The organism is Actinacidiphila guanduensis (genome assembly GCF_900103985.1).
In the GTDB taxonomy this organism is placed as follows: Bacteria; Actinomycetota; Actinomycetes; order Streptomycetales; family Streptomycetaceae; genus Actinacidiphila; species Actinacidiphila guanduensis.
The window spans coordinates 82,263-96,051 of the sequence record NZ_FNIE01000014.1 but is presented as its reverse complement, the minus strand read 5'-3'; the positions used below and the strand labels follow the sequence as shown (position 1 = coordinate 96,051).

At 71.0% G+C, this 13,789-nt stretch carries 10 protein-coding genes; 9 read left to right on the top strand and 1 reads right to left on the bottom strand.

Annotated elements, in window-relative coordinates; all coding sequences use genetic code 11:
• Positions 1-85 precede the first annotated feature (85 nt).
• The 4 genes from BLR33_RS27170 to BLR33_RS27155 all read left to right on the top strand — a co-directional run bounded on the left by BLR33_RS27170 (position 86) and on the right by BLR33_RS27155 (position 3,415).
• Positions 86-844, top strand: a complete 759-nt coding sequence (locus BLR33_RS27170; protein ID WP_093787265.1) for a DeoR/GlpR family DNA-binding transcription regulator — start codon at positions 86-88, stop codon at positions 842-844.
• 83 nt (positions 845-927) lie between these two features.
• Positions 928-1,584, top strand: a complete 657-nt coding sequence (locus tag BLR33_RS27165) for a helix-turn-helix domain-containing protein (protein WP_176930527.1) — start codon at positions 928-930, stop codon at positions 1,582-1,584.
• A gap of 94 nt (positions 1,585-1,678) precedes the next feature.
• Positions 1,679-2,419: an SDR family NAD(P)-dependent oxidoreductase gene (locus BLR33_RS27160; protein WP_093787263.1), complete on the top strand. Its 741-nt coding sequence runs from the start codon at positions 1,679-1,681 to the stop codon at positions 2,417-2,419.
• 237 nt (positions 2,420-2,656) lie between these two features.
• Positions 2,657-3,415 (top strand): alpha/beta fold hydrolase, encoded by a 759-nt coding sequence (locus BLR33_RS27155; protein ID WP_093787262.1) that lies wholly within the window; start codon positions 2,657-2,659, stop codon positions 3,413-3,415.
• 159 nt (positions 3,416-3,574) lie between these two features.
• On the opposite strand, the gene BLR33_RS27150 is transcribed toward BLR33_RS27155, so the two are convergent.
• A complete protein-coding gene (locus BLR33_RS27150) occupies positions 3,575-5,836 on the bottom strand; it encodes an NEW3 domain-containing protein (RefSeq protein ID WP_093787261.1) in 2,262 nt (753 codons plus the stop codon).
• A gap of 601 nt (positions 5,837-6,437) precedes the next feature.
• Between BLR33_RS27150 and BLR33_RS27145 the strand changes: the two genes are divergently transcribed.
• From BLR33_RS27145 to BLR33_RS27125, 5 genes are all read left to right on the top strand, one after another.
• Positions 6,438-7,445: a LacI family DNA-binding transcriptional regulator gene (locus BLR33_RS27145; protein WP_093787375.1), complete on the top strand. Its 1,008-nt coding sequence runs from the start codon at positions 6,438-6,440 to the stop codon at positions 7,443-7,445.
• Positions 7,446-7,720: 275 nt separating this feature from the next.
• On the top strand, positions 7,721-9,067 hold the full coding sequence (locus tag BLR33_RS27140; RefSeq protein ID WP_093787260.1) for an ABC transporter substrate-binding protein: 1,347 nt from the start codon (positions 7,721-7,723) through the stop codon (positions 9,065-9,067).
• Positions 9,068-9,074: 7 nt separating this feature from the next.
• On the top strand, positions 9,075-10,031 hold the full coding sequence (locus tag BLR33_RS27135) for a carbohydrate ABC transporter permease (RefSeq protein WP_093787259.1): 957 nt from the start codon (positions 9,075-9,077) through the stop codon (positions 10,029-10,031).
• Between the two features lie 62 nt (positions 10,032-10,093).
• Entirely contained in the window at positions 10,094-10,900 is an 807-nt protein-coding gene (locus tag BLR33_RS27130) for a carbohydrate ABC transporter permease (protein WP_093787374.1), read from the top strand.
• A 151-nt stretch (positions 10,901-11,051) separates the two neighbouring features.
• Positions 11,052-13,778 carry a glycoside hydrolase family 38 N-terminal domain-containing protein gene (locus BLR33_RS27125; RefSeq protein ID WP_093787258.1) on the top strand — a complete coding sequence of 909 codons (2,727 nt, stop codon included), beginning with the start codon at positions 11,052-11,054 and terminating at the stop codon, positions 13,776-13,778.
• Positions 13,779-13,789 lie beyond the last annotated feature (11 nt).

Genomic DNA, 13,789 nt, shown 5'->3' with positions numbered 1-13,789 from the left:
ACCGTATCGCACATGATTTCTGTGCGAAAGAAGCTCATGCGCACATGCTTCCTGTTCGAAGCCGTCCCGGTGTTCAATACCTCGCATGACGAGCACTGAGCGGCTGCGGCACGTCGTCGAGGTCGTACGCGAGGCGGGCACCATCGGCGTGGCCGAACTGGCGGCACTGACCGGCGTCTCGGAGATGACGGTCCGCCGCGACCTGGACGTCCTCGCCCGGCAGGGACTGGTCGAGCGCTTCCGCGGCGGGGCGCGCAGCCTGCTGGCACGCGGCGAGGAGCCGCCCTTCGCCGTGCGCGCCGAGGAGGGGCTGGCGGTCAAGCGCCGCATCGCCGCCGAGGTCGCGGGATTCATCTCGGACGGCGAGGCCGTGGTCATCGACAGCGGCACCACCTGCCTGGAGGTCGCCCGGGCGCTCGCGGGCCGGCGCATCACCGCGATGCCGCTCTCGCTGCACGCGGTCAACGCCCTGTCCGAGACGCCCGAGGTGACCCTCCTCGTCCCCGGCGGCCGCCCCCGCCCCGGCGAACTGGCCCTGACCGGCCCCCTCACCCTCTCCGCGCTGACCGCCCTGCGCTTCGACGTGGCGGTCATCGGCTGCTGCGGCCTCACCGCCGCGGACGGCCTGACCGCCTACGACCTGGACGATGCGGCCGTCAAACGCGGCGCCATCGATGCGGCCCGCCGCGTCATCGCCGTGGCCGAGTCCCCCAAACTCACCCGCACCGCCCTCGCCTTCGTGGCCCCGGCCCACGCCCTCCACACCCTGGTCACGGACGAGGAGGCCCCCGAGCAGCAGACAACCGCCCTGGCCTCGGCCGGAGTCGCCATCCACCGCGTCTGAACACCCGGGGCCGACAAGGGGGCTGGGGAGCAACACATACTGTTGTCTTTGTCTACGGGTGTGTTCGTGGTGGAGGCAGGAGTGTGGCTGTGCAGAGGGAGCCGCGCGGTGTCGTTGACGGTGCGTTTCGCGTGCTGCGGGCTCTTCCCGAGGCCGGACGGGAGCATCAGGTGGCGCGTCTGGCGCATCTGACCGGGTTGCCTCGTCCCACGGTGTACCGGCTGCTCGGCCAACTGCGCGACTCCGGCATGGTGACGTGGGCTGACGGTCGCTGGGCCCTTTCGGCCTCGCTGCTGGGCCTGGCGCAGCAGGTGGAGCCGCTGTCGGGTCTACGGGCGGCTGCTTCAAGGGTCATCCAGGGTCTTCGGGAGGAGACCGGTGCTGCGGTCTCCCTGGTCGTGCCGTCGGAGGACTCGTTCGTGGCTCTGGAGATGGTTCCCGGCAGCGAGACGCTGCCGATCGACGCGCGCAGTGGGGCGCGGATGCCCGCGTCGACCGCCGCCGCGTTGGTCCTGGCTCCGGGTGCCCTGCCGGCGGCGCGGGGGCGGCCGTTCGGTGCCGCGATCGACGACCAGGACGTGCTCGCGGGGTTGACCTGCTATGCCGTGCCGGTCGGCCTGCCCGGCGGGCGGCGGGCGTCGCTCCAGATCGCCACCACGGCGCTGCGGCCCGCGGAGAGGTTCGCGGCGCCGGTCCACCGAGCTGCCGTCGCACTGGAACGCAGGCTTTCCGTGCTGTGACCTGGCGGTTGTCCGTCCAGCGGACAACATCCCGTTCCGGCGGAATGTTTCCTCCATCGTGGGGAGGACCAACCCATCGACGGAGGGACTCCTCATGGCGGACCGGAAGATTGCCCTGGTCACCGGCGCTGGACGCGGACTGGGTATGGGCATGGCGCAACACTTGAGGCGCTCGGGCGTCGCAGTTCTGGGCACCTATTTCACCAGTGAGCGCGCGGCCGCCGAGGCCACTGGGCCGGACCTTGTGTTCTGCCGGCTCGACGTCACCCAAATCGACACGTTCGCGGATTTCGTCACCACTGTACGGAGCACGCTGCGGAAAAGCTTCGGCGTGGAGACCTTCGACTACCTGGTCAACAACGCCGGCATCGGCACCTATGCTCCGTACGCGACGACCACTCCGGACCAGTTCGACGAACTGGTCCGGATCAATCTCAAGGCGCCGTTCTTCCTCACCCAGGCGCTGCTGCCCCTGATCAACGAGGGTGGCCGTGTACTCAACGTGTCGACCGCTCTGACACGGGGTGTGGTTCCAGGGATGTCCGCTTATGCCGCGACCAAGGGGGCGATCGAGGTCCTGACCCGCTACCAAGCCGTCGAACTGGCCGAGCGGTCCATCCGGGTCAACACGCTCATGGGAGGGGCGGTCCTGACCGACTTCGGCGGAGGCATCATGCGCTCGCCGGAGGTGCAGCAGCTTGCCGCCCGCACGATAGCCCAGGGCCGAATCGCCACGTCCGACGACATTACCGCCGCTGTTCCCGCCATCCTCTCCGATGCCTTCCAATGGACAACCGGCGCGATCATCGACCTTTCCGGCGGTCAAAGCCTCTGACACGCAGCTCTGCGCGGAGGCTTTCGGATCTGCTGGGCAACAGCGGCTCGAAAACCCTTAGGGCCCCGGACAGGCGCGCTGTATCGTCGGGGGTGACCGTGGCATGAGGCTGGGAGGTGGGACCCGTGGGCAAGTTCGGTGGAACGTTGCGGGTGCTCCCCGGTTGCGTCACGGGGTGCGCGGTCTGAGGGCCGCAGGGAGCGCCGCCCGTCCTTGTGACCTGTGAGAGGCACTCCCATGAATCAGCTGGACCCGGGCGCGCTGCGCCTGCTGTCGCACACCACGTCCGACGGCGTCACCACCCGCGAACTCGTGCTCGGCGAGGTGACCGCCACGCTCTGGGCGACCGAGCACGCCGCGCCCGGCACCCCGATCGTGCTGATCGGGCACGGCGGCGGCGTGCAGCACCGGCACCACCGTGCCGTCGAGGGCCGCGCGCGGCTCCTCACCGACATCGGCCTGCGGGCCCTCGCCCTCGACGTGAGCGGGCACGGGCCGCGGCCCCGTACGCCGCAGGACGAGGAGCAGGTCGCCGCCCTGCACGCGGCACGCCGGGCGCACGAACCCATCGGGCCGATCGTCGAGCCGTACAACGCCGATCTCGCGCGCCGCACCGTCCCCGAGTGGCGCGCCCTCCTTGCCGGTCTGCTCGCCGTGCCCGAGATCGGCGACGCGCCCGTCGGGTACTGGGGCATCGCCCTCGGCACCGCGATCGGAGTGCCGCTCGTCGCCGAGGAACCCCTGATCCGGGCCGCCGCCTTCGGCCTGTTCTGGTCCTCGACACTGATCGAGGCGGCCCGCCGGATCACCGTCCCCGTCGAGTTCGCCCTGCAGTGGGACGACGAGCACATCCCGCGCGAGGACGGCCTCGCCCTCTACGACGCCTTCGGCTCCGAGGAGAAGTCGCTGCACGTCAACGCGGGGAAGCACATGGAGTTGCCGCGCTTCGAGGCGGCCTCCGCGGTCCGGTTCCTGGAACGGCACCTCACCGTCTGAACCTCACCGCCGGACCCACCGGCGGGGCCGGGCACGTGGAGACGGCCGGCGTCCGGCAGCGGGAAGGCTGCCGGACGCCGGCCGTTGAGGCAGGACCTGCTTGGCGGTGACCTGCTTCAAGGTGAACCTGGTCCGTGGTGAACCTGGCTCGTCGTGAATCTAGTTCGTGGTGAAGGAGTCGAAGTCCGTCTCGCCCGTTGTCCCCGCGGCGTGCGACGTCGCGGTCAGGCCCACGTCCTGGGTGGCGGCGGCGGTCGGGAGGTCGATGGTGCCCACGAGGTTCCAGGTGGAGTCGTCGGTCGAGTAGTAGCCGCTGAACGACGTCCCCGTGCGGACGAGCTTCAGCCATGACGGGTACGTGGCCGTGCCGGTGGAGTCCTGCGAGTCCAGCTGGCCGTCACCGTTGCTGTCCCAGTCGAGGAGGTAGCCGTTGCCCGGGGTCTCGACCAGCGCCAGGTAGCCGGCCGAACTGCCCGCCTTGGTGATGTCGTTGCGGACCATGATCCCGGACTTCGCCCACACGCTGGTGTTCGCCTGCGCGTCGATCTTCACCGTGGTCGTGGAGCCGTCGTGCTCGGCCCCCGGCAGGTAGATCGTGCCGTACTCGTCCACCGGCTGGTAGAGGTCCTCGCCCTGCGCCCGGATGCCGAGCCGGGTACCGGACTGGCTGAAGCTCGCTGTCGTGGAGGCGTACGTCTTGTACGGCGCCCCGACCGCGTGGTTGACGGTGAGCGTGTCGCCGACGTCCAGGTGCGTGGTGCCCGGGCCGAAGCGGTAGGAGGCCGTGCCCTGGAAGTCGCTGGCGGCGAACAGCTCGTCCGACGGCTTGAGCGCGATCGTGTACGTGGCCTGCAGCGCGCCGCCCGGCTTGAGGGTGCGCGCCCGGGTCGGCGACGTCGTGCTGATCGTCGCGCCGTCCGGGCCGGTCAGGGCCAGCGCGGCGTCGGTGACGGGGCGCGAGCCGTTGTCGGTGAGGGTCGCGGTGACCGTGCGGGTGGTGCTGTCGCTCGCGGCCGGCGCCCAGTCCAGGCCCAGCGTCACCGAGGGGGCGGCGCCGCGGACGACCTGGTGGGTCGGGTGGACCCGGAAGAGCGCGACGCCGTGCGGCGGCACGTCGGCCGCGATCCGCCCGGCCGACTCGGTGGTGCCGTGGCTCCACAGGTCGGTCAGCGCGTAGTCGCGCGCGCCCGGCAGACCGAGCGCCTTCGCCGTCGTCGCGACCTCGCGGGGCGCGGACGCGGTGTTGAACAGGCCGACGATCGCGTCGCCGTTCTTCTCCGTCTTGGCGAACACCTGGCTGTCGGCGCCGTCCGTGATCCGCCGGGCGTCGATGCCGTCCTGGTCGACGCCGAGGACATCGGTGTTCTTCAGCAGCGACAGGTCGGTCGGGTCGAGGTGGGTGAGGTCGGTGCCGAGGATCAGCGGGGAGGCGGCGAGCGACCACAGGCTCATCTGGGTCTTGCGCTCGTCGAGGGTGAGCCCGTCGTTGGCGCCGTTGCCGATCTCCAGCGAGTCGTAGTCGTTGTACCCGGCCGGCCCGCCGTAGGGCGCCCAGGCCGCGACCTGGTCGAAGCGGGAAGTCAGCGAGGACCAAGTGGTCAGCGGGTAGCTGCTGCCATTGGGCCCGCAGTAGCACTCGATGTCGCCGCCGGTGCGCCAGCCGTCGGAGAGCTGCTGCCAGGCGGCGGCGTTGTTGATGTCCAGGTTGTTGGACAGCTCCAGGTGGATGGAGCGGCCGGTCTGCTTCAGCGCCTGGGACCAGGCGCGGACGTCGCCGATGTCGGGGGTGCCGACGCCGTCGATCTTCAGGTAGTCGATGCCCCAGCCGGCGAACTGGTCGGCCCAGGAGTTGACGAAGTCCTGCGCGCCGGGCTTGGAGTAGTCGATGCCGACCATGCCGCCGCAGTTGTAGTTGGCCTCGTCGGTGGTGGTGGCGATGTCGTCGGCGTGGTAGGTGGTGCCCTTGATCGGGGTGTTCTGGGCGACGGCCTGCTTGGAGATGCCGGGGGTGACGTACAGGCCGAACTTCAGGCCGAGGGAGTGCACGTAGTCGGCGACGACCTGGATGCCGTTCTCGCTGCCCTTGGGCGGGAAGGCGGTCTCGTCGGTGACCCAGCGGCCGTACTGGTCGACGTCCGGGCCCTGGCTGCCGGGGCAGTGGTACCAGAAGTCGTCCACGTTGGCGTAGACGAAGCCGTCCTTCACCAGGCCGCTGGTCTTGAGGGCCTTGGCCTGCGCCTCGATGTTCTGCGCGGTCGGGGTACGCCGGATGAAGCTCCAACTGCTCCAGCCGAGAACGGGTTTGGCGGTCGTGGTGCTGTCCGCGGCCTGCGCGGCCGGGGCGCCGGCCGCGGTGACGCCGGTGGCCAGCAGCAGCGCTCCGGCGAACGCGGCCAGCGCGCCCCGGATCGGTTTCCTCATGGGTGGTTTCCTCCATCGCAGCGCCCTGACAGCGCGAGAGGGGTGGGTGGCGGCGCCGGGGCGGGACACGGGGGAGCAAGGGGGCGTCGGCTCGGCGCACCACGCTCCCGCGGCCGCCGTCCCGGCAGAGGGGGACGCGGCATGCGGGTCTGCGGAACGGCCCGGAGCCCGCCCGGCTCACTGTCGTCCTGCCGCGCCCGATCGCACCAGGTACGCTCAACATCCTCCGCATAACGGGACGTTAAGCGCACACGATCGAACGCAGCCCAACAATTGACGGTTTGCCGTGGGCGTGTCAAGGGGTCCGGCAACCCGCCGTTGGGGTTCCCGTCTCGTCGCCGCCTGCCGCCCGGTGACGGGTTGCGCGCGCAGTTCCCCGCGCCCCTACGGCTATACGTCTGCCCCCACCCCGCCGTTCCCGGCCACAGGCCGGTGGCCTGCTGGTCGCGCAGTTCCCCGCGCCCCTGAAAACCTCGCCCTCCGCGCGCAGGGCGAGCACCCTAGGGGCGCGGGGAACTGCGCGCCCAGCCAGTCACCGGCCGGCTGTCGGCGACGAGACGGGAACCCAAACGGCGAGAAGCCGCCCCGTATGCTGTGCCGCATGGCTGAAGCTTCCGGCCCCGACTCCTCACGGAGGGTAACGATCCACGACGTCGCCCGCTCCGCGGGCGTCTCGCGGCAGACCGTGTCCCGCGCCCTGAACGGCAAGGACGAGATCGAGCGCTCGACCAAGCAGCGCGTGCTGGACGCCGCCCGTGAGCTCGGCTACCGGCCCAGCCGCTTCGCCCGCGGCCTGGTCCGCCAGGACACCACCACGATCGGCCTGGTCATCCCCGATCTGCGCAACCCCTTCTTCACCGAGGTCGCCGCCTCGGCGCTGGAGTCCGCCCGCGCCCGCGGCTGGCACGTGGTCGTATACGACACCGCCGACCGCCCCGAGGAGGAGCTCGGCACGCTCCAGGTGATCGGCTCGCAGGTGGACGGCGTGGTCGGCTACTTCAGCTGCGACGAGGACGAGCTCGACCGCTGGACCCGCGGCATGCCCATGGTGCTGATCGGCCGCGAGCACCGGATGGCCCGGTTCAGCTCGATCCGGATCGACGGCGAGGCGGGGGTGCACGCGGCTGTCACGCACCTGGTCGCCAAGGGCCACACCATGATCGGCATGCTCGACCACGTGAACCGCGCCGAGCCCAGCCTGCGCCGCGACTGGTTCACCGCGGCCGCGCTCGCGCACGGCATCGATCCCGGCCGGGTGGCCGGCGCCGCGCAGTCCGCGGACGGCGGCGGGGAGGGGCTGCGGGCGCTGCTCGGCGCGCACCCCGAGGTCACCGCGGTCTTCACGTTCAACGACATCGTCGCGGTCGGCGCGCTGCGCGAGGCGCGCCGGCTCGGCCGTCGGGTACCCGCCGAACTGGCCGTGATCGGATTCGACGGACTGCAGCTCGGTGCGCTGGTGGAACCGCCCCTGTCGAGTGTGGCGCTCGACACGCGCCTGCTCGGCTCGCTGGCGGTGGAGCAGGTCGGACGGCTGCTGACCGGCGCCGATCCGCTGCCGCCGGAGGCCCTGGAGGTCCGGGCGGAGCTTCGGCTGGCCGGTTCGGCGTAACCTGTTGGACGCAGGATTGACCCGTATGTCTTGACATTCGTCCGGAGCGGAGCGCAGACTTCCGAGCAATTCACGAGCGTCCGTGAACGTTCCCGTGAACGTTCACGGGACGGGGTCCACCAGGCCCCGCCCCCACGCTCGGCGCTTGGTGCGGCGCCGCCCGTGTCCGCACCGGCAAGCGCCGGGGCCCGTGATTCCAACCAGAAGGCAGCCCCGCCTTGAGGTGTCAACGTCGACCGGTCCAGCACTGGAGCTGGACACCCTGGAAGGAACCCATGAGAAACACCGCCTCGCGCGTCCGCCTTGCCGCCGCCGTCACCGCGGTCGCGAGCATCGCCGTGCTCGCCGGCTGCTCGTCGTCGTCCGGCAACTCGGGCAGCTCCTCGGCCGCCTCCTCCTGCGCGCCCGCGAAGGGCAAGGTCACCCTCCAGTACTGGAACACCGTTCCGGGCATGGACAAGGTCGTCGCTCTCTGGAACAAGCAGAACCCGAACATCCAGGTCCAGACGAAGAACATCTCCAACGACCAGTACGGCACGATCAGCAACGCCCTCAAGGCCGGCAGCGCCCCCGACCTCGCCCAGGTCGGCTACGACGAGCTGCCCAACCTGCGCACCCAGAGCGCCTTCGTGGACGCCTCCAAGTGCAGCGCGGCCACCGCCGCCCAGTCCAAGTTCGTCCCCTGGACCTGGTCGCAGACGAGCTTCGGCAACACCGGTGTCTTCGCCTTCCCGCAGGACACCGGCCCGATGGCGCTCTACGTGCGCAGCGACATCTTCGCCAAGTACCACCTGCCGGTGCCCAAGACCTGGGACGAGTACGCGTCCGACGCGCAGAAGCTGCACAGCGCCGACAAGAACCTCACGATGACGTTCTTCGACCCGAACAACGCCGAGTGGTTCAACGGCCTGCTGTGGCAGAACAGCGCCACGATGTACGCCTACAGCAACAACAAGTGGCAGGTCAGCGTCGACTCGGCGAAGAGCCGGCAGGTCGCCGACTACTGGCAGAAGCTGATCGACGAGAAGGTGGTGCGCACCGACCTCGCCAACGGCTCGACGCAGATGTACGCGGCCTACCAGAAGAACCAGATCGCCAGCTACGTCGGCGCCGCCTGGGGCTACAGCATGTTCCGCGACAACCTGCCGAGCCAGTCCGGCAAGTGGTCGATCGTGCCGATGCCGACCTGGGGCACGAGCGCCGCGTCCGGCGACTGGGGCGGCTCCACGGTCGCGTTCATGAAGGGCAGCAAGCACCTCTACGAGTCGGTGAAGTTCAACGCGTGGCTGAACACCGACCCGCAGGCGCTCGCGCTGGAGAACAAGCTCGGCGGCCTCTACCCGGCGGCCACCGCGGGGCTGAAGATGCAGTCGCTCTCCCAGGGCGTGCCCTACTACAACAACGAGAAGATCTTCGACGTCTTCGCCGAGTCGTCCAAGAACATCGACACCAGCTTCGCCTGGGGCCCGACCCAGAAGACGGTCAACCTGAGCCTGCAGGACGCCATGGCGAAGGCCGCGGCCGGTAAGGGGACCCTGAGCGGCGCGCTGTCCACCGCGCAGGCCACCGCGCTGAAGTCGATGAAGGACCTCGCCATCCCGGCCGAGGCAGCAGGCAAGTGACCGCAGCATGACCGAGACCGAAACCCCCGCGCGGCGAGCGGTCGCGGCGCCCGAGGTCCCCCGCCGCCGTCGCCGCGCGAGCGGCGGCGGCCCGGGGGCGGGCACCATCGCCGCGTTCCTGACGCCGTTCTTCCTGCCGTTCATCCTGTTCTACCTGGTGCCGGTGGGCTACGCGCTGTGGCAGAGCTTCCGGGTGGTGCGCCGCACCGGTGGCCAGTACGGCACCTCGTACACCACCTTCGGCGGCTTCCACCAGTACGGGCAGGTGCTCTCCAACACCGAGTTCTGGTCCAGCATCGGGCGGATCGGGCTCTTCGGCATCGTGCAGGTGCCGGTCATGCTGTTCGTCGCGCTGGTGATGGCGCTGCTGCTGGACACCCCGCTGCTGAAGATCAAGGCGTTCTTCCGGATCTCGGCGTTCATGCCCTACGCGGTGCCGGGCGTCATCGCCGCGATCATGTGGTCCTACCTGTACTCGCCGCAGCTGAGCCCGGTGGTGGACCTCTTCGGCCACCTCGGGCTGCACCCGAACTTCCTGGGCCCCGGCGCGGTGCTGTGGTCCACGGCGAACGTCTCCACCTGGCTGTGGACCGGCTACAACATGCTGATCATGTACTCGGCGCTGCAGGCGATCCCGCAGGAGCTGTACGAGGCGGCGAAGCTGGACGGCGCGAGCAACTGGGCGATCGCCTGGCGGATCAAGGTGCCGATCATCGCCCCCTCCATCGTGCTGACCACGGTGTTCTCGATCATCGGCACGCTGCAGCTCTACGCCGAGCCGGCCGTGCTGCGGCAGATCTCCTCGAACATCTCCAGCACTTTCACCCCGAACATGCTCGCCTACGCGGTGGCCTCGGGGAACAACTACCAGCAGGCAGCGGCGATCTCCGTGGTCATCGCCCTCATCACCTTCGTCTTGAGCTTCGGGTTCATGCGACTGACCTCGAAGAGGGCGGGACTGTGAGCAACCTGACCGCGGGCCGCAGGTCCGCCTCCCGCGAGAGCCTGGCCAGCCGCACGGCGGTGATGGCGCTGATGCTCGTGCTGATGGTCTACTTCCTGCTGCCGGTCTACTTCCTGATCGTGGCGGCCACCAAACCGCAGGGCGACCTCGCCGCCACCAACGGCCTGGCGTTCTCGCACTTCAACCTCTTCAGCAACCTGCACACGCTGTTCACCCGCAGCGACGGCATCTTCCTGAAGTGGGCGCTGAACAGCGTGATCTACGCGGTGCTCGGCGCCGGCGTCGGCACCCTGATCTCCGCGCTGTGCGGCTACGCGCTGGCGAAGTTCCGCTTCCGCGGCCGGGAGTTCCTCTTCTCCGTCGTGCTCGGCGGGGTCCTGGTGCCCACCACCGCGCTCGCGCTGCCGCTGTTCCTGCTGTTCTCCTCGATCGGGCTGGTCAACACCTACTGGGCGGTGTTCCTGCCGAGCATCGTCAGCCCCTTCGGCGTCTACCTCGCGCGGATCTTCGCCTCCGCCGCGGTGCCCGAGGAACTGCTGGAGTCGGCCCGCCTCGACGGCGCGGGGGAGTTCCGCACCTTCTTCTCGGTGGCCTCGCGGCTGATGGCGCCCTCGCTGGTGACGATCTTCCTCTTCCAGTTCGTCGCCATCTGGAACAACTTCTTCCTGCCGATGGTGATGCTGCAGAAGGAGTCGCTGTTCCCGGTCACACTCGGCCTGTTCGAGTGGAACGGGCAGACCGCCCGCGCGCCTTTGCTGCAGGAGTCGGTGATCACCGGCTCGCTGGTGTCGATCGTGCCCGTGATCATCGTCTTCGTGCTGCTGCAGCGGTTCTGGCGGACCGGCCTGGCCGCCGGCTCGCTGAAGTGACCCCGGGCGGTACCGGCGGGCCCCGAGCCGCCGGTGCCGCCCGGCCCACCCCGCGCCCCGCGACACCCGCGGCCACCGTGGCACCCCTCTCTCCCGCACCCCCTTCGCTCCCTACGGCCGCCAGGCCCTGCCGACAGAAGGTCGCCGAACCATGCGCAACCCCGCCGTCTTCGTCCCCCACTTCCACTGGGACCGGGAGTGGTACGAGCCCTTCCAGGTGTTCCGGCACCGCCTCGTCACCGCCCTGGACACCGTGCTGGACACCGCCGAGGCGCACCCGGACTTCCGGTTCACCGTCGACGGGCAGATGGCCGCGGTCGAGGACTACCTGGAGATGCGGCCCGAGCAGCGCGACCGCCTGGCCGCCCTCGTCGCCGACGGCCGGCTCGCGATCGGGCCCTGGCTGATCCTGCTCGACGAGTTCCTGTGCTCCGGCGAGACCATCGTGCGCAACCTGCAGATGGGCTGGGCCGCGGCCGGCAGGCTGGGCGGCGCCATGCGGATCGGCTACCTGCCCGACATGTTCGGCCACGTGGCGCAGATGCCGCAGATCCTGGCCCGCGCCGGGATCGAGCACGCCGCCCTGTGGCGGGGCGTGCCCGGCACGGTCGACGGCCACGCCTTCCGCTGGCGCGCCCCGGACGGCTCCGAGGTCCGCACCGAATTCCTCTTCGACGGCTACGACAACGGCCTGGACGTCCTGCTGGTGCCCGAGCAGATCGGCCGCGCCCTGGGCGACTACGCCGAGATGACCGCCGAGCGCTGGGGCGGCGACCCGGTGCTCGCCATGGCCGGCACCGACCACAACGCGCCCGACCCGCAGCTGACCGCCTGGCTGCACCGCGCCTCCAGCGACGAGCGCCCCATCACGCTGGCCACGCTGGAGGAGTACATTCGCGGCCACGTCCGCGACGAGCCGTCCGCGGTCGTCACCGGCGAACTGCGCAGCCACGTCCGCGGCAACATCCTGCCCGGCGTGCTCTCCGTCCGGCTCGGCCTCAAGCAGCGTATGGCGGCCGCCGAGCGGACCGTGGACCACGCCGAGCGGGCCGGCGCCCTGTGGTCCGGCCGCGACGGCACGCCCTTCCTCACCCTCGCCTGGCACAAGGTCATCGAGTCCACCGCCCACGACTCCGTCGTCGGCTCGGGCACCGACGAGACCTGCGAGCAGGTCGAGGCCCGGCTCGCCGAGGCCGCCCAGGCCGCCCGCGCGGTACGGGACGCCGCGGTGGCCGAGCCCGCCGCACGGGTGCCCAGCGACGCCTACCTCGTCGCCAACCCGCTGCCGCAGGCCCGTACCGCCCACATCGAGGTGGACGTGGTCGCGCCCGCCGACGGGGGAGTGCTCGCCGCGACCGCGGCCGACGGCTCCGTGCACCCCGTCCAGCTGATCGCCACGGCGCCCACCGTGCTCAGCGACGAACTGATGGACGCCTCGCAGGTCGAGCGGGTGCTGCGGCGCATCCACCGGCGCGAGCTGTTCGGCCGGCTCATCGACGCTTACGAGCTCTCGCCCGGCTTGCTCGTCTTCCACCTCGCCGAGGTGCCCTCCGCGGGGCCGTTCGACCTGCTGATCCTGCGCCGCAAGGTGGCCGAGGCGGCGGCCGCGCACCCCGGGCAGTGGCGGGTGCTCACCCTGGAGGAGGCCCGCGCCACGGCCCTGGCGCCGGTGCACGTGCCCGCCTCGGGCCTGGCGAGCATACGGATCGCCCCTGCCGCGCACGCCCCCGAGCCCGGCTTCGTCCCCGCCACCGCGGCCGGCCGCACCCTGGCCAACGGCCAGGTCGAGGTCACTGTCGCCGCGGACGGCACCCTGGACGTCACCGGAGCCGACGGCACGGTGCTGCGCGGCCTGGGCCGCCTGGTGGACGGCGGCGACCGCGGCGACAGCTACAACTACGGCCCCCCGGCGAAGGACCTGCTCGTCTCCGAGCCCGTCGAGGTCGCCGTCGAGGTCCTGGAGCAGGGCCCGCTGCGGGCCCGCACCCGCGTCACCCGCGTCTACCACTGGCCCGCCGCCCTCACCCAGGACCGCGACGTGCGCAGCGCGCAGACCGTGCCCACCCCGGTGGAGACCCTGGTCGAACTGCGGGCCGGCGAACCCTTCGTCCGCCTGACCACCTCCTTCCTCAACCGCTCCGCCGACCACCGGCTGCGGCTGCACGTGCCGCTGCCCGAACCGGTGGCGGGCTCCGCGTCGGCCGGGCAGTTCGCCGTCACCCCGCGCGGCCTGACCGCCGAGGGCGGCTGGGGCGAGCACCCGATCCCGACCTTCCCGGCGAGCCAGTTCGTCACCGCCGGGCCCGCCACGGTGCTGCTCGACCACTCCGCCGAGTACGAGGTCGTCGGCGACGGCACCGAACTCGCCGTCACCCTGCTGCGGGCCATCGGCTCCATCAGCGTCAACATCCACCCCTACCGCGACGAGCCCGCCGCCAGCGAGATCCCCGCCCCCGGCGCCCAGGACCTCGGCCTGCGGATCGAGAACCGGCTGGCCGTGCTGCCCTCGGCGGACGGCTGGCAGCAGGCCGGCGCGGTCGCCGCCGCCGAACTCTTCCGCAACGACGTGCTGGTGGCCCGCGGCACCGCCCCCGCGGGCGGCGCCCTGCCCGCCGACACGGCCGGCATCGCGGTCGACGGTCCGGACGTGTTCGTCTCGGCGATCCGCAAGGCCACCGCCGCCGACGGCACCGCCGGCACCGAGGTGCGGCTGGTCGCCATGAGCGACACCGCCGTGCGGACCCGGGTGAGCGGCGCCTTCACCGAGGCCCGCACCGTGGACCTGCTCGGCCGTCCGCTGTCCGCGCCGGAACCCGCGCCCGGCGCGCTCGACCTCGACCTCGGCCCGTGGGAGATCCGCACCGTCCTGCTGCGCTGACCCCCGCCCCG

Bases quoted from the DNA above. Each gene is read 5' to 3' on its own strand.
- BLR33_RS27170 (WP_093787265.1), top strand. From the start codon at position 86: ATGACGAGCACTGAGCGGCTGCGGCACGTCGTCGAGGTCGTACGCGAG.
- BLR33_RS27160 (WP_093787263.1), top strand. From the start codon at position 1,679: ATGGCGGACCGGAAGATTGCCCTGGTCACCGGCGCTGGACGCGGACTG.
- BLR33_RS27155 (WP_093787262.1), top strand. From the start codon at position 2,657: ATGAATCAGCTGGACCCGGGCGCGCTGCGCCTGCTGTCGCACACCACG.
- BLR33_RS27150 (WP_093787261.1), bottom strand. From the start codon at position 5,836: ATGAGGAAACCGATCCGGGGCGCGCTGGCCGCGTTCGCCGGAGCGCTG.
- BLR33_RS27145 (WP_093787375.1), top strand. From the start codon at position 6,438: ATGGCTGAAGCTTCCGGCCCCGACTCCTCACGGAGGGTAACGATCCAC.
- BLR33_RS27140 (WP_093787260.1), top strand. From the start codon at position 7,721: ATGAGAAACACCGCCTCGCGCGTCCGCCTTGCCGCCGCCGTCACCGCG.
- BLR33_RS27135 (WP_093787259.1), top strand. From the start codon at position 9,075: ATGACCGAGACCGAAACCCCCGCGCGGCGAGCGGTCGCGGCGCCCGAG.
- BLR33_RS27130 (WP_093787374.1), top strand. From the start codon at position 10,094: ATGGCGCTGATGCTCGTGCTGATGGTCTACTTCCTGCTGCCGGTCTAC.
- BLR33_RS27125 (WP_093787258.1), top strand. From the start codon at position 11,052: ATGCGCAACCCCGCCGTCTTCGTCCCCCACTTCCACTGGGACCGGGAG.